General features: G+C 70.6%; 24 protein-coding genes. 11 read left to right on the top strand and 13 right to left on the bottom strand.

Annotated elements, in window-relative coordinates:
• Nucleotides 1-59: 59 nt before the first annotated feature.
• Complete coding sequence (locus IF78_RS0108450) at nt 60-947, top strand: LysR family transcriptional regulator (RefSeq protein ID WP_031480217.1); 888 nt, start codon at nt 60-62, stop codon at nt 945-947.
• A gap of 25 nt (nt 948-972) precedes the next feature.
• A complete protein-coding gene (locus IF78_RS0108445) occupies nt 973-1,479 on the top strand; it encodes a mycothiol transferase (RefSeq protein WP_031480215.1) in 507 nt (168 codons plus the stop codon).
• A gap of 24 nt (nt 1,480-1,503) precedes the next feature.
• On the opposite strand, the gene IF78_RS0108440 is transcribed toward IF78_RS0108445, so the two are convergent.
• Both IF78_RS0108440 and IF78_RS0108435 read right to left on the bottom strand, forming a co-directional pair.
• The gene (locus IF78_RS0108440; protein WP_031480213.1) at nt 1,504-2,577 is read right to left on the bottom strand and encodes an adenosine deaminase; all 1,074 of its coding nucleotides are present in this window, start codon (nt 2,575-2,577) and stop codon (nt 1,504-1,506) included.
• A gap of 47 nt (nt 2,578-2,624) precedes the next feature.
• A complete protein-coding gene (locus IF78_RS0108435; RefSeq protein ID WP_031480211.1) occupies nt 2,625-3,011 on the bottom strand; it encodes a VOC family protein in 387 nt (128 codons plus the stop codon).
• A 134-nt stretch (nt 3,012-3,145) separates the two neighbouring features.
• On the opposite strand from IF78_RS0108435, the gene IF78_RS0108430 reads away from it, so the two are divergent.
• The gene (locus IF78_RS0108430; RefSeq protein WP_031480209.1) at nt 3,146-3,604 is read left to right on the top strand and encodes a pyridoxamine 5'-phosphate oxidase family protein; all 459 of its coding nucleotides are present in this window, start codon (nt 3,146-3,148) and stop codon (nt 3,602-3,604) included.
• Nucleotides 3,605-3,723: 119 nt separating this feature from the next.
• A complete protein-coding gene (gene sph / locus IF78_RS0108425) occupies nt 3,724-4,710 on the top strand; it encodes a sphingomyelin phosphodiesterase (RefSeq protein ID WP_031480207.1) in 987 nt (328 codons plus the stop codon).
• Nucleotides 4,711-4,725: 15 nt separating this feature from the next.
• Here the strand turns inward: sph and IF78_RS0108420 are convergent, their stop codons facing one another.
• From IF78_RS0108420 to IF78_RS0108380, 9 genes are all read right to left on the bottom strand, one after another.
• The gene (locus tag IF78_RS0108420; RefSeq protein ID WP_031480205.1) at nt 4,726-5,631 is read right to left on the bottom strand and encodes an aldo/keto reductase; all 906 of its coding nucleotides are present in this window, start codon (nt 5,629-5,631) and stop codon (nt 4,726-4,728) included.
• Between the two features lie 37 nt (nt 5,632-5,668).
• Entirely contained in the window at nt 5,669-6,379 is a 711-nt protein-coding gene (locus IF78_RS0108415; RefSeq protein WP_031480203.1) for a chitinase, read from the bottom strand.
• A gap of 232 nt (nt 6,380-6,611) precedes the next feature.
• Nucleotides 6,612-9,371: a fumarate reductase/succinate dehydrogenase flavoprotein subunit gene (locus tag IF78_RS0108410; protein ID WP_031480201.1), complete on the bottom strand. Its 2,760-nt coding sequence runs from the start codon at nt 9,369-9,371 to the stop codon at nt 6,612-6,614.
• Between the two features lie 123 nt (nt 9,372-9,494).
• Nucleotides 9,495-10,289, bottom strand: coding sequence for an ABC transporter ATP-binding protein (locus tag IF78_RS0108405; RefSeq protein ID WP_031480199.1), 795 nt, complete (start codon nt 10,287-10,289; stop codon nt 9,495-9,497).
• The gene (locus IF78_RS0108400) at nt 10,286-11,128 is read right to left on the bottom strand and encodes an ABC transporter permease (RefSeq protein WP_031480197.1); all 843 of its coding nucleotides are present in this window, start codon (nt 11,126-11,128) and stop codon (nt 10,286-10,288) included. Before IF78_RS0108400 ends, IF78_RS0108405 begins: the two co-directional genes overlap by 4 nt.
• On the bottom strand, nt 11,125-12,480 hold the full coding sequence (locus IF78_RS0108395; RefSeq protein ID WP_031480195.1) for an ABC transporter substrate-binding protein: 1,356 nt from the start codon (nt 12,478-12,480) through the stop codon (nt 11,125-11,127). Before IF78_RS0108395 ends, IF78_RS0108400 begins: the two co-directional genes overlap by 4 nt.
• A gap of 14 nt (nt 12,481-12,494) precedes the next feature.
• Entirely contained in the window at nt 12,495-12,722 is a 228-nt protein-coding gene (locus tag IF78_RS0108390; protein WP_031480193.1) for a 4Fe-4S dicluster domain-containing protein, read from the bottom strand.
• A gap of 101 nt (nt 12,723-12,823) precedes the next feature.
• A complete protein-coding gene (locus IF78_RS0108385) occupies nt 12,824-13,594 on the bottom strand; it encodes a GntR family transcriptional regulator (RefSeq protein ID WP_031480191.1) in 771 nt (256 codons plus the stop codon).
• A 140-nt stretch (nt 13,595-13,734) separates the two neighbouring features.
• Nucleotides 13,735-14,178: a MarR family winged helix-turn-helix transcriptional regulator gene (locus IF78_RS0108380; RefSeq protein WP_031480189.1), complete on the bottom strand. Its 444-nt coding sequence runs from the start codon at nt 14,176-14,178 to the stop codon at nt 13,735-13,737.
• Nucleotides 14,179-14,336: 158 nt separating this feature from the next.
• Between IF78_RS0108380 and IF78_RS0108375 the strand changes: the two genes are divergently transcribed.
• From IF78_RS0108375 to urtE, 6 genes are all read left to right on the top strand, one after another.
• On the top strand, nt 14,337-15,452 hold the full coding sequence (locus IF78_RS0108375; protein WP_031480187.1) for a substrate-binding domain-containing protein: 1,116 nt from the start codon (nt 14,337-14,339) through the stop codon (nt 15,450-15,452).
• A 225-nt stretch (nt 15,453-15,677) separates the two neighbouring features.
• Entirely contained in the window at nt 15,678-16,934 is a 1,257-nt protein-coding gene (urtA, locus tag IF78_RS0108370; protein WP_031480185.1) for an urea ABC transporter substrate-binding protein, read from the top strand.
• 68 nt (nt 16,935-17,002) lie between these two features.
• Entirely contained in the window at nt 17,003-17,899 is an 897-nt protein-coding gene (gene urtB, locus IF78_RS0108365) for an urea ABC transporter permease subunit UrtB (RefSeq protein WP_031480183.1), read from the top strand.
• Nucleotides 17,896-18,990: an urea ABC transporter permease subunit UrtC gene (gene urtC / locus IF78_RS0108360; protein WP_031480181.1), complete on the top strand. Its 1,095-nt coding sequence runs from the start codon at nt 17,896-17,898 to the stop codon at nt 18,988-18,990. The genes urtB and urtC overlap by 4 nt, the downstream gene beginning before the upstream one ends.
• Complete coding sequence (gene urtD, locus IF78_RS0108355; protein ID WP_031480179.1) at nt 18,987-19,751, top strand: urea ABC transporter ATP-binding protein UrtD; 765 nt, start codon at nt 18,987-18,989, stop codon at nt 19,749-19,751. The genes urtC and urtD overlap by 4 nt, the downstream gene beginning before the upstream one ends.
• Nucleotides 19,751-20,443, top strand: coding sequence for an urea ABC transporter ATP-binding subunit UrtE (gene urtE / locus IF78_RS0108350; protein ID WP_031480177.1), 693 nt, complete (start codon nt 19,751-19,753; stop codon nt 20,441-20,443). The genes urtD and urtE overlap by 1 nt, the downstream gene beginning before the upstream one ends.
• Here the strand turns inward: urtE and IF78_RS0108345 are convergent.
• Together IF78_RS0108345 and IF78_RS0108340 are read right to left on the bottom strand one after the other, a co-directional pair.
• On the bottom strand, nt 20,433-21,623 hold the full coding sequence (locus IF78_RS0108345) for an RNA polymerase sigma factor (RefSeq protein ID WP_031480175.1): 1,191 nt from the start codon (nt 21,621-21,623) through the stop codon (nt 20,433-20,435). The two genes, urtE and IF78_RS0108345, sit on opposite strands and share 11 nt — an antisense overlap.
• Entirely contained in the window at nt 21,620-21,976 is a 357-nt protein-coding gene (locus IF78_RS0108340; RefSeq protein ID WP_031480173.1) for a YciI family protein, read from the bottom strand. The genes IF78_RS0108345 and IF78_RS0108340 overlap by 4 nt, the downstream gene beginning before the upstream one ends.
• A gap of 191 nt (nt 21,977-22,167) precedes the next feature.
• Here IF78_RS0108340 and IF78_RS0108335 point away from each other — a divergent pair, with 191 nt between their 5' ends.
• Nucleotides 22,168-22,608 (top strand): SPW repeat protein, encoded by a 441-nt coding sequence (locus IF78_RS0108335; protein WP_031480171.1) that lies wholly within the window; start codon nt 22,168-22,170, stop codon nt 22,606-22,608.
• Nucleotides 22,609-22,680: the final 72 nt, after the last annotated feature.

Below are 22,680 nucleotides of genomic sequence, written 5' to 3'. Positions count from 1 at the left end.
CTGCGGGCAGTGGTCCAACAGGTAAATCAGATGGGATTCAGCGGCTAGGCTGCTCAATCATGGAACTGCGCCATCTCCAGCACTTCGTGGCGGTCGCCGAGGACCAGCACTTCACCCGGGCGGCCGAGCGCCTGATGGTCTCCCAGTCGGGCCTGTCGGCATCGATCCGGGCGCTGGAACGGGAGTTGCAGACCCCGCTGTTCGTGCGCACGACCCGCCGGGTGACGCTCACCCCGGCCGGCCGTGCCCTGCTGTGCGAGGCGGAGCGGATCCTGGCGCAGGTGCGGGCCGCCCATGAGGCGGTGGCCGCGGTGCAGGGCGTGCTGCGCGGGATGCTGGCGCTCGGGTCCGAGCAGTGCATCGCCGGGGTGCATGTGGCGGGGCTGCTCGCGGCTTTCCGGCGGCAGCATCCGGATGTGGAGATCTGTCTGCGGCAGGCGGGCTCGGGCGCGCTGGCGGAGGAGGTCGCGGCCGGGCGCCTGGACATGGCCTTCGCCGTACGGGCCGCTCAGGAGGACACCGACCAGCTGCGGGTGGTACCGCTGACCGGCGAACCGATGACCGTCCTGTGCCATCCGAGCCACCGGCTCGCGGCCGCCGGGGCCGCGGTCACCCCGGAGGATCTCGGTGGGGAGGTCTTCGTCGACTTCCACCCGGACTGGGGGCCGCGCCGCACCACCGACGCCGTGTTCGCCGCGGCGGGGGTGCGGCGGAGCGTCGCCCTGGAGGTCAACGACGTGCACAGCCTCCTGGACCTGGTGGACGAGAACCTCGGCGTCGCCGTCGTACCGCGCCACTTCCGGCACAAACGGCGGTCACTGACCGCGCTGCCCGTCAAAGGCGCCGGCGAGACCGTCTACGAGACGGTGGCCCTCCTTCCGCCGCCGCAGGCCACGAGCCCGGCCGCCCGGGCGCTCATGGCGCTGCTGGAGACGGAAGGCGCGTGACGGACGGTTGCGCGATGGTGGAGCCATGCATGCCAAGGACATCCTCATCGACGGTTACAACCGCATCCAGGAAGAAGTCCACGCCGCCGTCGACGGCCTCGACCTCGACGCCCTGCACGCCCGCCCCTCCCCCGACGCCAACTCCATCGCCTGGCTGGTCTGGCATCTCACCCGGGTCCAGGACGACCACATCGCCGACGCCTTCGACCTCGACCAGGTGTGGCTCACGCAGGACTTCCAGAAGACCTTCGGGCTCGACCTGCCGCGCCACGACACCGGTTACGGCCACACCGCCGCGAAGGTGGCCAAGGTGCGGGTCGACTCCGGCGACCTGCTGACGAGGTACTACGACGCCGTGCACACCCAGACCCTCGGGGCCCTGCGCGAGGTGGCCGCCAAGGATCTGGAGCGCATCGTGGACGAGCGCTGGGATCCTCCGGTCAGCCTGGGCGTACGGCTGGTCAGCGTCCTGTCCGACGATCTGCAGCACGTCGGACAGGCCGCCTTTGTGCGGGGGCTGCTCGCCTCCTAGCGCACCGGGAACACCGGGGCTGCCTCAGAGCTCGTAGCCGGGGAGGACGACGTCCTCGATGAGGGCCTTGCGCTCGTCGAACGGGATGAACGCACTCTTCACGGCGTTCACCGTGACCGTGCGCAGGTCCTCGACCGTCCAGCCGGCCTCGTCCACCAGCAGGGACATCTCCCGGGTCATCGTCGTCCCCGACACCAGGCGGTTGTCGGTGTTGAGGGTGACACGGAAGCCGAGGTCCTTCAGCGCGGTGATCGGGTGCTCGGCGATCGAGGTGGCGGCGCCGGTCTGGAGGTTGGACGTCGGGCACATCTCCAGGGCGATACGGCGGTCACGCACCCAGCCGGCGAGGCGGCCGAGCTTGCCGGCGGCCAGGTCGGGGATGTCGTCGGTGATGCGCACGCCATGACCGATGCGCTGGGCGCCGCAGATCTGGAGGGCCTGGTGGATGCTGGACAGGCCGTCGGCCTCGCCGGCGTGAATGGTGAAGGGCACGCTCTCGCGGCGCAGGTACTCGAAGGCGTCGAGATGGTCGGCGGCGGGGAAGCCGGCCTCCGCTCCGGCGATGTCGAAGCCGACGACACCGGCGTCCCGGAAGGCGACGGCCAGGTCGGCGGCCTCGCGCACCCGGTCGAACATCCGCATGCCGCACAGCAGCGTCCCGACGCGCACCGGAGTACCGGCGGCCGCGGCCTTCGCCATACCGGCGGCCAGGCCCTCCTGCACGGTCTCGACGACCTCGGCGAGGGTCAGTCCGCCGTTGGTGTTCAGCTCGGGGGCGTAGCGCACCTCGCCGTAGACGACCCCGTCGGCCGCCAGGTCGAGGACGTACTCCTCGGCGGTGCGCAGCAGGCCCTCACGGGTCTGCAGCACGGCGAGGGTGTGCTCGAAGGTGGCTATGTAGCGGACCAGGTCGCCGGAGTTCGCGGCCTCGAAGTACCAGGCGGCGAGCTCGTCCGGGTCGGTGGTGGGCAGGGTGTGGCCGACCTCGGCCGCGAGTTCCACGACAGTGGCGGGGCGCAGGCCACCGTCGAGGTGGTCGTGCAGGACGGCCTTGGGGAGGCGGCGGATCACTTCGGCGTCTACGCGCGTAGCAGTCATGGCGGGGTCTTTCGTCGAGCGGGGCGGTCCGAGGATGCGGGAGCGGGTCAGGCGGCGGGCTGGAGCAGGTCCCAGCGGTTGCCGTACAGGTCCTGGAAGACGGCGACCGAGCCGTACGGCTCGTGCCGCGGCTCCTCCAGGAAGGTCACGCCCGCGCCGAGCATCCGGGCGTGGTCGCGGGCGAAGTCGTCGGTGTGCAGGAAGAACCCGACGCGCCCGCCGGTCTGGTCACCGACCCGGGCGCGCTGCCCGTCACCCTTGGCCCGGGCCAGCAGCAGCGCGGAGCCCTGGTCGCCGGGCTGGACGACGACCCAGCGGGAGCCGTCCGGGCGGGGGGTGTCCTCGACGAGCCGGAAGCCGAGGGCTTCGGTGTAGAAGCGGATCGCCTCGTCGTAGTCGTCGACGACGAGGGTGACCAGGGCGATGCGTCTCATCGGGGCCTTCCAGAGGTGCGATTGACGGGAGAGGTTATACGTAAAACGTTCGCGGCGCCAGTCCTGATCGGGACCGCGGTCCTACGCCTGCGGCCCGAGGTGCGAGAGGCGTCCGGCGACTAGCGTTCCCGGGCATGACGATCATGGAAGAGCCACGCAGCCCCGAGCACCGCAAGCAGGACGTTCTGGACCGCCTGGAACGGGAGACGGACATCTGGGTGGCCTCGGCGGACGCCGACGGGGTGCCGTGTCTGGTCGCGTTGTGGTTCGTCTGGGACGGCGAAGCCCTCTGGATGGCCACGCGCCCGGGCAACCCCACGGGCCGCAACCTGCGGACCGGCGGCCGGACCCGGCTGGCCTTCGGGGACACGCGCGACGTCGTCCTCATCGACGGCGATGTGGAGGTCCACGGCATCGACGAGGTGCCGGCCGAGGCGGCCGAGGCGTTCCACGCGAAGACGGGCTGGGATCCGCGCGGCGACTCCGCGACGTACGCCTACTACCGGGTGCGTCCGCGTGCGGTGCAGGCATGGCACGAGGTACGTGAGCTGCCGCAACGCCATCTCATGCGAAACGGAACATGGCTTGTCTGAACAACTTCCGTGCGTACGTCCCTACGACATCCATTTCCCGCACAGGTGTTACCTAGGAGTAATCCCTGATGGTTTGATGTGCGGCGCCACTCAACCCCCTTCGACCACAGGGAGATCCAGTGACGCTCTCCGCACAACGCCGTGCACAGGGCTCGGCAGTGCTCGCGCTCTCGCTCGCCACCGCCGGTCTCGTGAGCGCGGCGCCCGCGGCCTCGGCCGCCGAACAGGCGCCGCCGCTCAAGGTGCTGTCGTACAACGTCTTTCTTTTCAGCAAGACGCTGTACCCGAACTGGGGCCAGGACCACCGTGCCGCGGAGATCGCCAAGGCGCCCTTCGTGCAGGGCAACGACGTCGTCGTCCTCCAGGAGGCGTTCGACAACTCCTCCTCGGACGCGCTGAAGAGCTCCCTCGCCGGCCAGTACCCGTACCAGACCCCGGTCGTCGGGCGCGCCAAGAGCGGCTGGGACGCGACCGGCGGCGCATACTCGGCGACCACGCCCGAGGACGGCGGGGTCACGATCCTCAGCAAGTGGCCGATACTGCGCCAGGAGCAGTGGGTGTACAAGGACGCGTGTGGGGCGGACTGGTGGTCCAACAAGGGCTTCGCGTATGTGGTGCTGAACGTGAACGGGACCAAGGTGCACGTCGTCGGCACCCACGCCCAGTCCACCGACCCGGGCTGTGACGCCGGTGAGGCGGCCGCGATGCGCAGCCGGCAGTTCAAGGCGATCGACGCGTTCCTGGACGCCAAGAACATCCCGGCGGGCGAGCAAGTGCTGGTCGCCGGTGACCTGAACGTCGACTCGCGCACGTCGGAGTACGCCTCGATGCTCGCCGACGGCGGGCTGGTGGGGGCCGACGCGCGCACCGGGCACCCGTACTCCTTCGACACGCAGGAGAACTCCATCGCCCGCGACCGCTACCCGGACGACCCGCGCGAGGACCTGGACCACGTCCTGCACCGCGCGGGTCACGCCCGGCCCACGGTCTGGAAGAACGACGTCGTCAAGGAGCAGAGCGCGCCCTGGACGGTGTCGAGCTGGGGCACCGACTACACGTACACCAATCTGTCCGACCACTACCCGGTGACCGGGTACGCGGGCTGATACCGGTCGCCCGGCTCAACCGGCCTGTCGGCGGGCCGTGTTGAGCCGGGTCAGCTCGTCGTCCGTGAGGCGGAGGGCGCCGGCGGCGACGTTCTCGGCCAGGTGATCCGGGTTGCCGGTGCCGGGGATGGCCAGGACGTGCGGGCCCTGGTGCAGCGTCCAGGCGATGCGCACCTGGGCGGGGCTCGCGCCATGCGTCCGCGCCACGGAGAGCACCTCGTCGTCGTGGGCGGCGCTCGCGCCTGTCTCCCCCGCCTCCCCCGCCACCGCGTAGAACGGCACGAAGGCGATGCCCTGCTCGCCGCACAGGCGCAGGAGTTCGTCGGCCTCAGGGTCGGGCCGGTCGAGCGCGTACCGGTTCTGCACGCACACCACGGGCGCGATGGCCTGCGCCTCGACGAGATGCCGTGGCTCGACGGCGGAGATGCCGAGGTGCCGGATGAGGCCCGCCTCGCGCAGTTCGGCCAGGGCGCCGAAGTGCTCGGCGATGGAGTCCTGCCGCATGCGCCTCAGGTAGACGAGGTCCAGGTGGTCGCGGCCGAGCTGACGGAGGTTCTCCTCGACGTGGCCGCGCAGTTGGTCGGGCCGGGCCGAGGTGCCCCAGTCGCCGTGGTAGTCGCGATAGGGGCCCACCTTCGTGGCGATGACCAGGTCGTCGGGGTACGGCGCGAGCGCGGTGTTGATGAGTTCGTTGGCCGAGCGGAGGGCCGAGAAGTAGAAGGCGGCCGTGTCGATGTGGTCGACGCCGAGCTCGACCGCCTTGCGCAGTACGGCGATCGAACGCTCCCGGTCGCTCGGCGTCCCGTGATGGAAGGCGGCGCTGCCCGTCAGCCGCATCGCGCCGAAGCCGACGCGGCTGACGGACAGATCGCCGAGTTTCCAGGTGCCCGCGGCGTCCGCGGTGATCGTTTCGGAGGTCATCGGCGGAGTGTCGCACAGGCCGTGGACACGGGGGGCGTCAGCAGTAGAGGTTGCCGCCCGGGGAGACGCCGAGGATCTGTGTGAACCGCTGGTAGGCGTTCACCCGGCTCTGTACCTGGGCCGGGTTCTTGCCGTCGCACTCCAGGGAGCCGTTGATGCTGCGGATGGTCTGGCCGAAGCCGGCCTGGTTGACCATGGCGTTGTGGGGGGTCATGGTGCCGGGGCCGGTCTGGGTGTTCCAGTACCACAGGCCGGTCTTCCAGGCGACGGCGGATTCGTTCTGCACCCGCCAGGGGTTGTTGAGCAGGTCGATGCCGAGCGCGTCGCCGGCGGCCTTGTAGTTGAAGTTCCAGCTGAGCTGGATGGGGCCGCGGCCGTAGTAGGCGTCCTGGCCCGCGGGACAGCCGTAGGGCTGGCTGCGGTCGCAGTAATGGGGGTAGTTGGCGGTGTTCTGCTCGACGATGTGGACCAGGCCGCCGGTCTCGTGGTTGACGTTGGCGAGGAAGGCGGCCGCCTCCTGCTTCTTCACCGTGTCGCTGCCCGTGTTCGCGAAGCCGGGGTATGCGCTGAGGGCGGCGGTGAGGCCGCTGTACGTGTAGAACGGATTCCGGTTCGGGAACATCTGGTTGAACTGCGACTCGCTGACGACGAAGCCGGCGGCGGACGCGCTCGGGGCCGGCTGGAGCACCAGCGCGGCGCCCGCCAGGGCGAGGGAGGACAGGACTGCTGCCGTACGGCGCCTCGACACAGGATCAACTCCTTTGCGGAGCACGGCCGCACCCGGACAAGGGCAGGGCGAAGCAGCACCTTGTGCGCACGCACCGACGGTGTCGGTCACGGCGTGGGGGCGGCCGTGGTGGGGGGTGTGGAGACACACTCAACCCCTTTGGTCTGTACCAGTCAAGGGTTTGGTCTGTACCAATTTCGGGTGCGGGCCGGTCAACCCGACCGATGAGTCCCGGAGTTGAGAAGGCGCCGGATCACCGCCCCGCCCGGCCCGCGTACGCGCGGACGTCGGCGTCGGGGTCGTCGACCGCGGCGGCGAGTGCCGTACGGGCGTCGTCGCGTGCGGTGTGGCGCAGCAGAGCAAGTACGGCGGCCTTGCGCACATCGGCGTTCGTGTCGCGCAGTGCCCCGCTGAGGGCGGGCACTCCCTGGTCCGGTGCCGCCCCGCCCAGTGCGGTCGCGGCTCCCGCGCGGACCTGCCAGGCCGGGTCGGTGAGCGCCGCCGTCACGGGGGCGAGGAGTCCGTCGGGGACGCCGAGGACGCCGCGGGCTTCCAACGCCGCCGCGCGTACCAGGACGTCGGGATCGCCGGTCAGACGGTGCAGGGCGGCCGAGGTGCCGGCGTCCCGGTCGATGTGCGGGGCCACGGCGGCGAACCCGCGCGCCACGGCGACCCGGACCTCGCGCGCCGCGTCGCCGGCCGCCCCGGACAGGGCCTCGACGGCGTCCACCGAGACCAGGGCGCGTACGGCGGCCAACCGCACCTCGATGTGCGCGTCGGCCAGGAGCCCGGCGAACAGTTCGGCGTCCCCGAGGCGCAGGGCGCGCAGCAGGTCCAGTGCCGCGGCGCGGGCCGTCGGATCCGCTGCCGCCAGCGCGGCGGCCACCAGCGGGGCGCGCAACTCGGGCTCCGCCGTGAGGACTTCGGCCAGCTCGCGCAGCGAGGCGGCGGCCGCGGCGCTCACCCGGCCGTCGCCGTCGGTCAGGGCGGTGGCCAGTGCGGGGCCCGCCCCGGGTGGGACCGTCTCGGTCAGTGCCTTGACGGCGGCGAGACGTACGGCGGCGTCCGCGTCCTTCAAGTAGGGCTCCAGGGCCGGGAGATCGGGTTCCTCCTCCGTGAGCGCGACGACTGCGAGGAGCCGTTCCCTGGTGGATTCCGGGGTTCCGTGCGTCGGGTCGGCGGGGTCGGCCGCGCCGCCCCTCTTCGGGGTGAGCGCTGCGGGCGGTGCCTCGCGGTGCCCCGCCGTGGCCGTCTCCAGCGGCCGTACCTCGCCCAGGTGGCGGGCGGGGCCGCCGGTGGGGGTGAACTCGTCGACGGGGACGAGGTAGGGCTCGACGGGACGCGCGGTGAACTCCATCGCTCCGGTCGGGCTCTTGCGCAGGTCGAGATGGTGCAGCCAGGCCGTGTCGTCCCGCTGGGGGTGGTCGATGCGCTTGTGGTAGAGGCCCCAGCGGGACTCGGTGCGGGCGAGGGAGGACCGGGCCGCCATCTCCGCGCAGTCGCGGATGAAGGAGACCTCGGCGCAGCGCATCAGCTCGTGCGGCGTCCGTGCCCCCATCTCGGCGATCTCGTCCCGCATCCGCTCGAAGTGCTCCAGCGCCAGGGAGAGCCGGGCGCCGCTCTTGGGCGGGGCGACGTAGTCGTTGACGAACCGGCGCAGCTTGTACTCGACCTGGGGCTGGGCCGGGCCGTCGGGGTTGCGCAGCGGCCGGTAGATCAACTCGTGGGCCTCGGCGAGCTGGTCCTGCGGCAACTCGCCCCGGTGCGCCGTGTACTGGGCGGCGTCCTCGCCCGCCAGGTCACCGAAGACGAACGCCCCGATCATGTAGTTGTGGGGCACGCAGGCCAGGTCGCCGGCCGCGTACAGACCCGGCACGGTGGTACGGGCGTGCTCGTCGACCCGCACGCCCGAGGCGGAGTGGCCGCCGCACAGGCCGATCTCGGAGATGTGCATCTCCACGTCATGGGTGCGGTAGTCGTGACCGCGTCCGGAGTGGAAGGTGCCGCGGGTGGGGCGTTCGGTGGAGTGCAGGATCGACTCCAGGGCCGAGATGGACTCCTCCGGCAGGTGGCTGAGCTTGAGGTAGACCGGCCCGCGGTCGGAGGCGACCTCGGCGGCGAACTCCGCCATCATCTGCCCGGACCAGTAGTCGGAGTCGACGAACCGCTGCCCGTGCCGGTTGACCTGGTAGCCGCCGAACGGGTTGGCGACATAGGCGCAGGCCGGGCCGTTGTAGTCCTTGATGAGCGGGTTGATCTGGAAGCACTCGATGCCGGTGAGCTCGGCGCCCGCGTGGTACGCCATCGCGTAGCCGTCGCCCGCGTTGGTCGGGTTCTCGTACGTGCCGTACAGATAGCCGCTCGCGGGCAGCCCGAGCCGGCCGCAGGCACCGGTCGCGAGGATCACGGCGCCCGCCCGTACGGTCGCGAAGGCACCGGTGCGGGCGTTGAAGGCGGCCGCGCCGACGGCCCTGCCGCCGGCGGTCAGGACCCGCACCGGCATCAGCCGGTTCTCGATGCGGATCCGCTCACGGTTCTCCCGCCTGCGCAGCTGCCGGTAGAGGACCTTCTTGACGTCCTTGCCCTCGGGCATCGGCAGCACGTACGAACCCGAGCGGTGCACCTGCCGGACCGCGTACTCGCCGTGCTCGTCCTTCTCGAACTTCACCCCGTACGACTCCAGGCGCCGCACCATCTCGAAGCCCCGGGTGGCCGTCTGACGGACCGTCGACTGGTCGACGATGCCGTCGTTGGCGCGGGTGATCTCGGCGACGTAGTCGTCGGGTTCGGCGCGGCCGGGGATGACGGCGTTGTTGACGCCGTCCATGCCCATGGCCAGCGCCCCGGAGTGCCGTACATGGGCCTTCTCCAGCAACAGCACGGAAGCACCGCGCCCGGCGGCGGTCAGCGCGGCCATCGTGCCGGCGGTGCCGCCGCCGATGACCAGGACGTCGCAGCTCAGCTCCTCGGCCGAGTCGAGGTCGGGGATCTCCGTCAGGGTCGGGGTGCTCATGGCGGGAGTGCCTTTCAGGACGTGCGGGGCGGCGGAGGGGCTCTCGGAACGCTCGAGGCCGAGGGAGGGTCGGGACGCTCGCGTGCGGAGGGACGCCCAGGACACGCGGCGGCCCAGTCGGCCTCAGGACGCTCGGGGGCCCAGGGATTCGAGGATGTCGTGGCGCAGTGCCACGGTCGCGGGGGTGTCGCGGGCGCCGCGGTCACGGGGGCTCGGCACTGGCCGGACCCCGGCGAGGCCGCCTGCGCCGAGCAGCGCGACACGGTCGCCGAGGAACAGCGCCTCGTCCACGTCGTGGGTGACGAAGACCACGGTGGCGCCGGTCCCCTGCAACACCTCCACCAGCAACTGCTGCATACTGGCCCGGGTCTGGGCGTCCAGGGCGCCGAACGGCTCGTCCATCAGGACGGCCCGCGGCTGCCCGGCGAGGGCGCGGGCGAGCTGCACGCGCTGTCGCTGTCCTCCGGAGAGCCGGTGCGGCAACTGCCGCTCCAGACCCGCCAGCCCGACCCGCTCCAGCCACTGCTCCGCCCTGGCCCGGCGCTCGGCTCGGCCCAATCCCCTGATCGCCAACGGGAGTTCGACGTTGGCCCGGGCGGTACGCCACGGCAGCAGTGCGTCCTCCTGGAAGACCAGCGCCCGGTCCGCGCCGGGGCCCGTGACGGGCCGCCCGTCCTGGACGACCTGTCCGGCGAGCGCGGGCAGCAGCCCGGCCAGCGTCCGCAACAGGGTGGACTTGCCGCACCCGGACGGGCCGACGACGGTGAGGATCTCGCCGGGGGCGGCTTCGAGATCCAGCCCGCGCAGCACCACGGCACCCGGTCGGCCGAGCTCGGCGCCGGTGACGCTGAGCCGTGCACCTGGGGCGGGCTGCTCGGTGCGCGGTGCGGTGACGGTCGTGTCGGTGTCCGTGCTCATGCTGTGGCCTTCCCCTCGCGCCGCGGCAGCCAGTGCGTCAGCCGGCGTCCCAGGAGCTCCACCACGGTGGAGGTCAGCCAGCCGAGCAGGCCGATGGTGACGATGCCGGTGAACACGCCCGGGTAGTCGATGACGGTGTAGTCCTGCCAGGTGCGGTAGCCGACCCCGTACTCGCCGGAGATCATCTCCGCGGAGATCACACAGATCCACGAGACGCCGATTCCGACCGACAGCCCGCCGAAGATCCCCGGCAGCGCGCCGGGCAGCACCACGGAGGCCAGCACCCGCCACCGTCCACCGCCCATGGTGAGCACCGCCTCCTCCCAGACCGGGGCGAGCGCGCGCACCGCGTGCCGGGTGGCGACCAGCACCGGGAAGAACGCGGCGGTGAAGGTGATGAAGACGATGCCCTGCTCGTTGCTGGGGAAGAGCAGGATCGCCACGGGTACCAACGCGATGGCCGGGACGGGCCGCAGCACCTCCAGCACCGTCCCGACGAGGTCCGCGGCCCAGCGGGACCGGCCGACGGCCACGCCCGCGGCGACGCCGAGCACCGCCGCGAGCAGGAAGCCGGTGACGATCCGGCGCAGGCTGTCGGTCACGTCCTGCCAGTAGGCGCCGTCGCCGATCCGCTCTCCGAACTCCCCGGCCACGTCGGTGACGGACGGGAACTGGTCGAAGCGCAGCCACAGTTGGACGTCGAGCGTGGTGAGCAGCTGCCACAGCCCGAGCGCCGCGAGCAGCGACAGGACGCGGACGACCGGCCGGAGGCGGGCCGTGCGCCGAGTGGGTGCCGGCCCCGCCGACGCCTTCTTCGGCGGGGCCGTCACCGCGGTCATGACGCCAGCTCCAGAGCGCTGGCGTAGGAGACGGTACGGGCACCGGAGTGGGCCTGGATGTACGCGTCGGCGGCGGAGGCGGTGACGAAGGGCTTCAACTCCTTGCCGTCCTGGACCCAGACCGCCTTGTCGGCGTACCAGCGGGTGCCGTTGGTGGCGTCCGGTACGTAGGCGGCACGCACCTCGCCCTCGTGCCCGGCGACGAACTTCAGCAGGGCGGCGGGCGAGTCGAACGGGCGGGTGCTGTCCTCGCCCTTGAGCCAGACCTCGCTGCGCGAGGCGCCGGGGGTGGCGGCGAGCCGCTCGGCGTACTCCTTGCCGTACACGCGCTTGATCGGGCCGTCGTCGACGAACGAGTCGACGTCCACGTCGCCGACGAGTTTCGCCGACTTCAGCACCGACACGTCCTTCTTCAGCGCGGAGACGAGCTGCGGCTTGACGGCCGGGTCGAAGGTGGCGATGCCGCCGCTGCCGTTGTAGAGGTAGACGACCTCCGGAGGCAGTCCGGTGGCCTCGGCGACCTTCTCGGCGGCCTGCACGGGGTGGTCGTTCAGGTAGTTCGTCGCCTCGGTCTGCGCGGTGAGAAAGGCATCGAGCACCTTCGGCCGCTGCTCGGCGAAGTCCTCGCGGACGGTGACCCCGTGGAAGGTGGGCAGATCGAGTTCCGCACCGTCGTACAGCGCCTTCGCCTTGTCCTGGAAGACCAGCAGCCCGGGCCAGGCCACGAACTGCGACAGGGCGTCGGCACTGCCCGCCTGGAGCGCGGAGGCACCCACCGCCGGCTGCTGGTTGAGCTTGCTGATGTCCTTCTCGGCGTCGAGCCCGGCCCGCTGGAGCGCCCGTACGAGGGTGCCGTCCGCCGCCGAGCCGACGCTCGTGGACACCTTCTTGCCCCGCAGGTCCTCGAGCGAGCCGAGCTTCGAGTCCGGCGCCGTCACCACGGTGTTGAGGGCGCCCTTCAGGTTGTATCCGGTGACCGACACGAGGTGGGTGGGGCGGTTCAGCTGCTTGCCGCGGGCGGCGTTGATGAGCAGCGGGAAGTCGCCCATCGACCCGATGTCGATCTTCCCCGCGGTCATCTGCGCGGTGATGGGCGCGCCCGTGGCGTAGTCCTGCCACTCCACCTTGTAGGAGATGCCGTCCCGTTCGCCCTGGGCGGCGAGTTCACGCTCGAAGTAGCCGAGGGAGCGCAGCAGGGTGCCGGCGGTGACGGTGTTGATGGTCTTGGACTGGTAGCCGACGGTGACGGTGATGTGCGTGTCGTCGCCGGCCGAGGCGTCGCCGCCGCAGCCGGTGGCGAGGATGCTGACAAGGGCGATCGCGAGCAGGGCGGCAGGAGTCGTGCGTTTCATCGGATGTGGGCCTTTCACCGCAGCAGATAGGGCATGTTGACCGTGACGGCCCCGGTGGGGCAGCGGGCGGCACAGGGGCCGCAGTACCAGCACTCGTCGACGTGCATGTACGCCTTGCCGCTGTCGGGGTTGATCGCCAGGGAGTCCAGCGGACACATGTCGACACAGAGCGTGCAGCCGTCGATGCACTTCGACTCGTCGACGGTCACGGGCACGTCGGCCCGCTGGGGCACCAAGGGCATGGCTGTCTCCAGTGAGGTACTGCGAGGGGTGAGAGAAACGCTGCGCGGATCGCGGGTGTTCAGTGGACCGCGGACATACGGAAGTACGGATATGCGGCGATTCAGACCGAGCGGCGCAGCAGCCCGCTCATCGTGATCCGGTCCCCGCGGAACCGGATGAACTCCAGGTCCACGGGCCTGCCGTCGCACAGGTGGGTGAGCCGCTCCAGCATCAGCACGGCGGTGCCGCGCGGCGCCTGGAGCACGGTGGCGGAGTGCGCGTCGGCGTTCACGGCCTCCAGGGTGATCTCCGCGTGCCCGAGCGGCTGCCCGGTGATCTGCTCCAGCAGCCGGAAGACATCGGTGTTCTCCAGGTCGGCGCCGATCAGCTCACTGCCGATGTCCAGGGGAAGATAGGTGAGATCGAGGGAGAGCGGCAGCCCGTTCAGCTTGCGCAGGCGCTCGATGTAGAGCACGTCGGTGCCGATGGGCAGGCGCAGACGCTCGGCCACGGGTGCGGGGGCGGCGACGGGCCCCATGGTGCGTACCTCGTTGGTGACCCGGCCGTGTTCCCGCAGGGTCTCCGCGAGTCCCATCAGCCGGTCGAGGCCGTGCGAGTACTTCTCGGCGACGACGACGGTGCCGACGCCGGGCATCCGCTCGACGAGCTGCTCGGCGCGCAGCAGGTCGAGGGCGTGCCGCACGGTGTTCCGTGACACCTGGTAGTCGGCGGCGAGGACGTCCTCGTGGGGAAGCGCTCCCCCGGGAAATCCCCCGGTCAGAACCAGATGCCGCAGCAGGTCCGCGAGCTGACGCGCCCGGTCCGCACGCAGCCGACGGCGGCGGGCGGCGGCGAGCGGCGCGGTGTGCTCGCGGGTTCGTTCAGGTGGCATGCGGCGACCATATCGATGGTTTCCGGCCAGTGGTGTTGCTGAATCATTGCGCCACCTGATTGCCCATCACCCGGCCGCTGACCTGCTGTTTCTTTGGAGATCGGCTTGGTTTCGCCACCAGTCCCGCAGTACGGACACGGTCAGCCGGCAGTCTCGGCCGCCGTCTGCTCCAGCGTGCCGACCAGTCGCTCCAGCAGACCACGCAGCAGGTCGTCGTCGCTCTCGCCGAGCACCGGCATGCCGGCCCGCACCTCGCGGCTGATCCGCCGCCGGTAGGCCTCGCCGCGCGGGGTGAGGTGGGCGAGTATGCGGCGTCGGTCGAGGGGGTCGACCCGGCGGTACACGAGGTTCTGGTCGACGAGGTGGTCGACCAGCTTGGTCAGGGTCGCCGGGGGCAGGAAGGCCGCTTCGGCCACCGCCGTCATGGCGTGGCCCTCGCCGTCGGAGAGCAGCGACAGCACCCGCCAGGCCTCGATCGAGCAGCCGCCCCCGTCGAGGACGCTCCGCAGCCGGCGCGCCGCCAGGCGTTCGGCGCGCGTCAACAGCTGCATCAGGTCCTGGGGCTGACGCGGAGGTGTGGGCATCCTGCTCCTCGGTCCCGGGGTGCCGTCATCGTACAAGTGCCGCTTCACCAAAGGATCGTCCACATGTCACGCAAGCACCGTCGACGTCCACCACTTCCCCACCGCCCAGCCCCCGAGACGGACTGGAGTTCACCGAACGGGACCGGAATCATGACCGCATGTGCCGGCTCGACCCCCATCCGCTCGACTGGTTCACCGTCGACGACTCCGTGCTCAGCGTCGCCCTCGTCTTCCCGATGCAGGGCGCCGCGGGCATCTTCGGGCCGACCTGCGAACTGTGCGCACAACTCGCCGTGGAGGAGGTCAACCACGCGGGCGGCGTGCTCGGCAGGGAGTTGCGGCTGCTGCCGGTGGACGGCGGCGCCGAGCCCCGTGAGATCGCCGACCGGGTCGAGGCGCTGGTGGACCTCGGCGTCGTGCAGGGCGTCACCGGCTGGCACATCTCCTCCGTGCGCCAGGAGCTCGCCCCGCGCATAGCGCACCGGGTGCCGTATGTGTACACCGCGCTGTACGAGGGCGGGGAGCACACCACCGGCGTCTATCTGACCAGCGAGACACCGGACGACCAACTGCGGCCCGCGATGCGGCTACTGGCGGCCGAGCGCAAGGTGCGCCGGTGGTTCGTCGTCGGCAACGACTACGTGTGGCCGCGGCGCACCGCGCGGGCCGCGTGCGGTTACGCGCGCGAGTCCGGCGGCGGGGTGTGCGGGCAGGTGTATCTGCCGCTCGGCACCCATGACTTCGACGGCGTGCTGCGGCGGATCGAGCGGTCGGACGCGGACGCCGTCGTGATGCTCCTGGTGGGCAACGACGCCGTCCGGTTCAACCGGGCGTTCGCCGCGGCCGGCCTCGACCAGCGCTGCCTGCGGCTGAGCACACTCATGGACGAGAACATGCTGCTGGCCAGCGGCCCCACGGCGACCGCCGGCCTCTACAGCACCGCCGGGTTCTTCGCCTCGCTCGCCAACCAGGACACCCTCGACTTCCACGGCCGGTATGCCGGGCGGTACGGCATCGAGGCACCGGCTCCCGGGAGTCTCGGCGAATCGTGTTACGAGGGCGTGCTGTTGCTCGCCGCACTCGTCGCCCGGGCCGGGACGCTGGACGTGAGGGCCATCGGCGCGACGGCCGAGTCGGTGTCGTACGAGGGGCCGCGCGGACTGCTGCGACTCAGGGGCAGCCATGTCAGGCAGCGCATCTACCTCGCCCAGGCGGACGGCGTGGACTTCGACGTGCTCACCCAGCTCGACCTGGACGCCGCCGCTCGGCCCTGACAGCTCAGCCTTGACATGCACCCACCCACCCCAGATACTTCCTGCAGGAAGTAACTAGAATGCCTCGGGCGAAGTGTGAATTCCGGTGCGGAATCTAACCCGGGGCTTTTTTGTTTCCCGTTTCTTTTCCTGCGGAGAGCCGGAAGATACAGCTGGGTAAGTGACCCGAAACACCATGGAAACAGGCCGACTTGAGGCTGTGCACCGCCCTTCAAGGAGGTTCACTTGTCCAGCCTTCCTCATATCCACCGGCGTCGTTTCCTGGCCGGTACCGCCTCGCTCGCGGCCGTCGTGGCCCTCTCGGCGTGCGGTGCGAAGACCGACGCGGCCGGCTCGTCCGACAAGGCGGCGAAGATCGACGTCAGCGGCGACACGGTCAAGGTCGGTCTGCTCAACTCGCTGTCCGGCACGATGGCGATCAGCGAGGTGACCGTACGCAACTCGCTGATGCTCGCCGTCGACGAGATCAACGCCTCCGGTGGCGTCCTCGGCAAGAAGATCAAGCCGATCAGCGAGGACGGCGCCTCCGACTGGCCGACCTTCGCCGAGAAGGCGACCAAGCTCATCAAGGAGGACGGCGTCGCGGCCACCTTCGGCTGCTGGACCTCCGCCAGCCGCAAAGCGGTCAAGCCGGTGTTCGAGAAGAACAGATCGCTGCTGTTCTACCCCGTGCAGTACGAGGGCCTGGAGGAGTCGCCGTACATCTTCTACACGGGCGCGACCACCAACCAGCAGATCGTCCCGGCCCTCGACTACCTCAAGAGCCAGGGACTGAAGAAGCTCTACCTGGTCGGCAGCGACTACGTCTTCCCGCGCACCGCCAACAAGGAGATCAGGGCGTACGCCAAGGCCAACGGCATGACGATCCTCGGCGAGGACTACGCGCCGCTGGGGTCCACGGAGTTCAGCACGATCGCCAACAAGGTGAAGGCGTCAAAGGCGGACGCGGTGTTCAACACCCTCAACGGCGACTCGAACGTGGCCTTCTTCAAGGAGTACAAGTCGGCGGGCCTCACCGCGAAGAGCATGCCGGTCGTCTCGGTGTCGATCGCCGAGGAGGAGGTCAAGTCGATCGGCACGCAGTACCTGGACGGACAGCTGACGGCCTGGAACTACTACCAGACCACCCCGGGCGCCGCGAACGAGAAGTTCGTGAAGGCCTACAAGGCGAAGTACGGCCAGGACAAGCCGACCAGTGACCCGATGGAGGCCGCGTACGTCTCGGTCTACCTGTGGAAGGCGATGGTCGAGAAGGCGAAGTCCTTCGACCCGGAGAAGGTGAAGGCCGCCTCGGACGGCATCACCTTCGACGCGCCCGAGGGCAAGGTCACCGTCGACGGCGCCTCGCAGCACATCTACAAGACCGCCCGGATCGGCAAGGTCGGCTCCGACGGACTGATCGAGCAGGTGTGGGACTCCGGCAAGCCCATCAAGCCGGACCCGTACCTCAAGGGCTACTCCTGGGCCTCCGGCCTGTCCTGACCGATCGCTTCTCGGGGGCCTCGCGTACGCCGAGGTCCCCGCGCCCCCCGCCTCCCCGGAGCCGCCGCATGACCGTGATCCTCGGTCAGACCTTCACCGGCATCAGCATCGGTGCCGTCCTGCTGCTCATCGCGCTCGGTCTCTCGCTCACGTTCGGCCAGATGAACGTCATCAACATGGCCCACGGCGAGTTCATCATGGCCGGCGCCTACACGACGTATGTCCTGCAGAAGTCCATTTCGAGCGCCGGAATTTCGCTGCTGGTCGCTCTGCCCGTCGCTTTTCTCGTCTCGGGCGCCCTCGGCGCACTTCTCGAATGGCTGCTGATACGACGGCTGTATCTGCGGCCACTTGACACACTTCTCGTCACCTGGGGCGTCTCCCTGATGCTCCAGCAACTCGCCCGGGACCTTTTCGGCGCGCCGAACGTGCAAACCCGCGCGCCCGACATCCTCACCGGGAACATCACTCTCATCGGCGGCGACGATCCGCTCACCGTCGCCAACAGCCGCCTGTTCATTCTCGGGTTGGCGGTCGCGGCGGTCGTCGCGCTGTCGCTGACGTTGCGGCTGACGCCGCTGGGCCGCCGGATCCGGGCCGTGGTGCAGAACCGCGACCTGGCTGAGGTGTCCGGCATCTCGACCTCGACCGTGGACCGTACGGCCTTCTTCATCGGCTCCGGGCTCGCGGGCGTGGCCGGAGTCGCGCTGACGCTGGTCGGTCCGATCGGGCCGACGATGGGCACCAACGTGATCATCGACGCCTTCCTGGTGATCGTGGTCGGCGGTATCGGACAGCTCAAGGGCACGGTCATCGTCGCCTTCGCGCTGGGGGTGCTCCAGTCGGTGCTGGAGTACTCCACCACCGTCAGCGTCGCCAAGGTGCTGGTGCTCGTCGGCATCGTCGCGTTCCTCCAGTGGCGGCCCCAGGGGCTGTACACGCTGCGGACGAGGAGTCTCGCATGAACCTGCTCAAGAGCCGGTCGGCCCGGGCGGCGGCCGGTTTCGTGGGGGCGGCCGTCGTGCTGTTCGCCGTCGCCCCGCTGGTCCTGTCCGACTTCCGGCTCGGGCTGCTCGCCAAGTACCTGTGCGTCGCGATGGTCGCGGTCGGCATCTGCCTGGCCTGGGGCCGGGGCGGGCTGCTGACGCTCGGGCAGGGCGTGTTCTTCGGGCTCGGCGGCTACGCCATGGCGATGCACCTCAAAATCGCCGACGCGGGGCCCGGCAACCTGCCCGACTTCATGCAGCTGTACGGCACCGCCACCGAACTCCCCTGGTGGTGGCAGCCGTTCGCGAACCCGGTGTTCGCGCTGGCCGCGACGTTCCTGCTGCCGATGGCGGTCGCGGCGCTGCTCGGCTCGTTCATCTTCCGGCGGCGGGTCAAGGGCGCGTACTTCGCGATCCTCAGCCAGGCGCTCGCCGCCGCCTTCGCCATCTGGCTGATCGGCCAGCAGGCCACGACCGGCGGCACCAACGGACTCACCGACATCCAGGGCTTCTTCGGCTACGCCCTGGACGACCCGGTCAACCAGCGGACGGTGTACTTCATCATCGCGGCCGTACTGCTGCTGCTCATCGCGCTCGCCCGCCAGCTCATCCAGAGCCGCTACGGCGAACTCCTCGTCGCCGTGCGGGACTCGGAGGAGCGGGTGCGCTTCCTCGGCTACGACCCGGCGAACGTCAAGCTGGTCGCCTACGTCGTCGCGGCCGGGATGGCCGGCCTCGCGGGTGCGCTGTTCGTGCCGGCGGTCGGCATCATCTCGCCCGCGCTCATCGGCATCGTGCCGTCGATCGAGTTCGTCATCGGCGCGGCGGTGGGAGGCCGGGCCAGCCTGGTCGGCGCGGTCCTCGGCGCGATCGCGGTGGCCTGGGCGAAGACGGCACTGTCGGAGGAGTTCCCAGCGGCCTGGACCTACTTCCAGGGGCTGCTGTTCATCGTCGCGCTCGCCTTCCTGCCCGGCGGTCTGGCCTCGCTGGCGACAGTCGTACGGCGACGCAGGGCGGCAGCGGCAGCGGAGAAGAAGGCGGCCGTCATCCCCGTAGGAGAAGCAGCATGACCGGCCTGGAAATACGCCAACTGCGGGTGTCCTTCGACGGGTTCACCGCGGTCGACGGAGTCGACCTCGACGTCCGCCCCGGCGATCTGCGGTTCCTCATCGGTCCCAATGGCGCGGGCAAGACGACCCTCGTCGACGCGGTCACCGGGCTGGTGAAAGCGGCGGGGTCCGTGCGGTTCGGCGGCGAAGAACTGCTCGGCCGGAGCGTGCACCGGATCGCCCGGGCGGGCATCGGCCGGACCTTCCAGACCGCCACGGTCTTCGAGGAGTTGACGGTCCTGCAGAACCTGGACATCGCGGCGGGCGCGGGGCGGAGCATGTGGACCATGCTGCGGCGCCGCAAGGGCGTCCCCGAACCGGTAGCCAAGGCGATGGAGACGGTCGGGCTCACCGACCTCGCCGACTCCCCCGCCGGGACGCTCGCGCACGGTCAGAAGCAGTGGCTGGAGATCGGCATGCTGCTGGTGCAGGACGTGCGGCTGCTGCTCCTCGACGAGCCGGTGGCCGGCATGAGCCACGATGAGCGCCAGGCGACCGGCAGTTTGCTGGAGCGGATCAGCGCGGAGCGGACCGTGGTCGTCATCGAGCACGACATGGACTTCATGCGGTCCTTCGCCCGCAGCGTCAGCGTGCTGCACGCGGGCAAGGTGCTCAGCGAGGGCACCGTGGCCGAGGTCCAGGCGGACCCGAAGGTGCAGGAGGTGTACCTCGGGCACACGGCCGCCGAGGCCACCGCCGACGTGGCCGTGCGGGAGGCATGATGCTCCAGATCGACGACGTGCGCGTCGGCTACCACCGCAGCAGCGTCCTGCACGGGGTGTCCGTCGAGGTGCCGAAGGACGGTGTCGCCGCGGTCCTCGGGCACAACGGCGCCGGCAAGAGCACACTGCTGCGGGCCGCAGTCGGCCTGCTCACCCCGACCGGCGGGACCATCCGGTTCGACGGCGAGGACATCACCCGCCGCAAGCCGCATGAACGGGTCGCGCGCGGGATGGCGTACGTCCCGCAGGGCCAGCAGGCGTTCCCGCATCTGACGACCGCCGAGAACCTGCAGTTGGTCGCGGACGGGCGCAAGCGTGGGAGGGAATCGGTCGCCGAGGCACTGGACCTGTTCCCGGCGCTGCGCGCGCTGTCGGGTCGCCGCGCAGGCCTGCTCTCCGGCGGGCAGCGGCAACAACTCGCCATCGCCCGTGCCCTGGTGACGGAGCCCCGGCTGCTGCTCCTCGACGAGCCGACCGAGGGCATCCAGCCGTCGGTGGTCACCGAGATCGAGGAGACGATCCTCGCCCTGGCCGCCCGGGGCGGGCTGTCGGTGCTGCTGGTCGAACAGCACGTCGGGTTCGCGATGCGGGCGGCGCAGCGGTACTACGTCCTGGAGGCCGGGCGGGTCACGTCGTCCGGCGAGGGCGGTGCGGAGGCCGAGGTGGCGGTGCGGGAGGCGCTCAGCGTGTGAGGGTGCGCCTACGGCGCTGGAGGAAGGCGCGCTCCGCCGGGCTCCGGGTGAGCCCGATGGCGGCCTCGTACGCCCGCACCGCTTCCGCGTCCCGCCCGAGCCGGCGCAGGAGGTCGGCGCGGACGGCATGGAAGACGTGGTAGCCGTCGAGGTCCAGCGCGTTCACCAGGGCGAGGGCCGTGGCCGGGTCCTCGGCCTCGGCGACGGCGACCGCCCGGTTCAGGGCCACGACCGGGCTGGGGGCGAGGGCCATCAGCTGGTCGTACAGCCGCAGGATCTGCCCCCAGTCCGTTGCCTCGGCGGTCGGCGCGTCGCTGTGCACGGCCTGGATGGCGGCCTGGATCTGGTACGGCCCCGGCCGGTTGCGGCGCAGGCAGCGCCGGACGAGCTCCTGTCCCTCGGCGATCAGTGCGCGGTCCCACCGGGCACGGTCCTGCTCGGGCAACGGCACGAGCTCGCCGTGTTCGTCCTGCCGGGCGTCCCGACGGGACTCGACGAGGAGCATCAGCGCGAGCAGCCCGGTGGCCTCGGGTTCGTCCGGCATGAGCTCGGTCAGCAGGCGTCCGAGGCGGACGGCCTCCTCGCACAGGCCCGCCTCCCCCTCGTACCCCTGGTTGAAGATCAGGTAGACGACGGCCAGCACTCCCGAGAGCCGGTCCGGCAGGTCGGCGTCGCGGGGCACGCGGTACGGGATCCCGGCGTTGCGGATCTTCGCCTTGGCCCGCACCAGGCGCTGGGCCATGGTCGGCTCGGGCACCAGGAAGGCACGGGCGATCTGGGCGGTGGTGAGCCCGCCGAGCAGGCGCAGGGTGAGGGCGACGCGTGCCTGCATGGCGAGGGCGGGGTGGCAGCAGGTGAAGAGGAGCCGGAGCCGTTCGTCGCGCACGGGGCCCTCCTCAGGCGATGCGTCGGGGGCGTGCAGCAGGGCGGCCTGGGCGTGGCGTTCGTCCCGGGTGGCCTCGCGGCGCAGCCGGTCGATGGCACGGTTGCGGGCGGTGGTGATGATCCACCCCGCGGGGCTCGGCGGCACTCCGGTCTCCGGCCAGCGCCGAACGGCCGTGGTGAAGGCCTCCTGGACCGCTTCCTCGGCGAGGTCGAGGTCGCCGAGGAAGCGGACCAGGACGGCGACCGCGCGGCCGTACTCCGCGCGGAAGACGTCCTCGACGCCCGGGATCGTCATCGGTCCTCGGCCTCGCCCATGAACGGCCGCACCTCGATCGGCAGGGTGGTCGCCAGCGCCAGCCTGCGGCCCCACTCGAGGGCGGCGTCCAGATCGGGGGCCTTGATCAGGCTGATGCCGCCGAGCATCTCCTTGCCCTCGGCGTACGGCCCGTCGATGACCAGGACGTCGCCGTCGCGGGGCCTGAGCACAGTGGAGGACTCCGGGCCGTGCAGGCCCCCGGCGAACACCCACGCGCCCGCCTCCCGCAGCTCCCGGTTGAGGGCGTCGAGGTTCTTCTCGATCTCGCCCAGGACCTCCGGGGCGGGCGGTTCCCCGACGGGCTGCATCACATTGAGCAGGTAGTACTTCATGACGGCCTCCTCGGACCTGCGTCGTGTTCTCTCCCCCCTTACACGAACGGCCCGCCCCCGGATCGACACCACCACCATGATCTCGAACAGCTCTACACATAAAGAAAAAATAAGCGCAGAATGACCGTAGGCGGCGCTTACCGCATACCGCACCAGACGCGGTCAGGCCTGCGAGTCAAAGGAGACGAGTCATGGCCAACGTGCAGCCCACCAGAGGTGACATATCCGCCCACCCTGATGTATCCGAAATGCGGGACCGCTACGACCGCATGCTCGGCGGTCGCGACGTGGCGCTCGTGGACGGACCGGTGTTCCTGCTCGGTCTGTACTGCGCGGTGTCCCCCTGGATACTCCACTACACGACCAGCCAGCCCGCGCTCGTGACCCACAACCTGATCGTGGGCATCGCGATCGGCCTGCTGGCCCTCGGGTTCACCCGGGCACCGGAGCGCATGTACGGCCTCAGCTGGGCCTTCTGTGCGATGGGCGCCTGGATGATCATCGCGCCGTGGATCGTCGGCGACAGCCCGGACGCGGGTGTCGTCGTCAACAACATCATCATCGGCGCGCTGGCCGTGATCCTGGGGATGCTGTGCGCCGGCACGGCTGCGAAGAGCACCCCCAGGCCGTAGCAGCACACCGCCGCGAGCCCACCCGGCGAGCACCCGGAGAGGAAGCCTTCCGGCCGGTCCGCACCCGCGGAC

The sequence above is a fragment of the Streptomyces bicolor genome (genome assembly GCF_000719285.1).
In the GTDB taxonomy this organism is placed as follows: domain Bacteria; phylum Actinomycetota; class Actinomycetes; order Streptomycetales; family Streptomycetaceae; genus Streptomyces; species Streptomyces bicolor.
This window is presented reverse-complemented; position numbering and strand designations above follow the sequence as displayed.

Coding starts and splice junctions, on each gene's coding strand:
- IF78_RS0108450 (WP_031480217.1), top strand. CDS start 60: ATGGAACTGCGCCATCTCCAGCACTTCGTGGCGGTCGCCGAGGACCAG.
- IF78_RS0108445 (WP_031480215.1), top strand. CDS start 973: ATGCATGCCAAGGACATCCTCATCGACGGTTACAACCGCATCCAGGAA.
- IF78_RS0108440 (WP_031480213.1), bottom strand. CDS start 2,577: ATGACTGCTACGCGCGTAGACGCCGAAGTGATCCGCCGCCTCCCCAAG.
- IF78_RS0108435 (WP_031480211.1), bottom strand. CDS start 3,011: ATGAGACGCATCGCCCTGGTCACCCTCGTCGTCGACGACTACGACGAG.
- IF78_RS0108430 (WP_031480209.1), top strand. CDS start 3,146: ATGACGATCATGGAAGAGCCACGCAGCCCCGAGCACCGCAAGCAGGAC.
- IF78_RS0108420 (WP_031480205.1), bottom strand. CDS start 5,631: ATGACCTCCGAAACGATCACCGCGGACGCCGCGGGCACCTGGAAACTC.
- IF78_RS0108410 (WP_031480201.1), bottom strand. CDS start 9,371: ATGAGCACCCCGACCCTGACGGAGATCCCCGACCTCGACTCGGCCGAG.
- IF78_RS0108405 (WP_031480199.1), bottom strand. CDS start 10,289: ATGAGCACGGACACCGACACGACCGTCACCGCACCGCGCACCGAGCAG.
- IF78_RS0108400 (WP_031480197.1), bottom strand. CDS start 11,128: ATGACCGCGGTGACGGCCCCGCCGAAGAAGGCGTCGGCGGGGCCGGCA.
- IF78_RS0108395 (WP_031480195.1), bottom strand. CDS start 12,480: ATGAAACGCACGACTCCTGCCGCCCTGCTCGCGATCGCCCTTGTCAGC.
- IF78_RS0108390 (WP_031480193.1), bottom strand. CDS start 12,722: ATGCCCTTGGTGCCCCAGCGGGCCGACGTGCCCGTGACCGTCGACGAG.
- IF78_RS0108385 (WP_031480191.1), bottom strand. CDS start 13,594: ATGCCACCTGAACGAACCCGCGAGCACACCGCGCCGCTCGCCGCCGCC.
- IF78_RS0108380 (WP_031480189.1), bottom strand. CDS start 14,178: ATGCCCACACCTCCGCGTCAGCCCCAGGACCTGATGCAGCTGTTGACG.
- IF78_RS0108375 (WP_031480187.1), top strand. CDS start 14,337: ATGTGCCGGCTCGACCCCCATCCGCTCGACTGGTTCACCGTCGACGAC.
- urtB (WP_031480183.1), top strand. CDS start 17,003: ATGACCGTGATCCTCGGTCAGACCTTCACCGGCATCAGCATCGGTGCC.
- urtC (WP_031480181.1), top strand. CDS start 17,896: ATGAACCTGCTCAAGAGCCGGTCGGCCCGGGCGGCGGCCGGTTTCGTG.
- urtD (WP_031480179.1), top strand. CDS start 18,987: ATGACCGGCCTGGAAATACGCCAACTGCGGGTGTCCTTCGACGGGTTC.
- urtE (WP_031480177.1), top strand. CDS start 19,751: ATGCTCCAGATCGACGACGTGCGCGTCGGCTACCACCGCAGCAGCGTC.
- IF78_RS0108345 (WP_031480175.1), bottom strand. CDS start 21,623: ATGACGATCCCGGGCGTCGAGGACGTCTTCCGCGCGGAGTACGGCCGC.
- IF78_RS0108340 (WP_031480173.1), bottom strand. CDS start 21,976: ATGAAGTACTACCTGCTCAATGTGATGCAGCCCGTCGGGGAACCGCCC.
- IF78_RS0108335 (WP_031480171.1), top strand. CDS start 22,168: ATGGCCAACGTGCAGCCCACCAGAGGTGACATATCCGCCCACCCTGAT.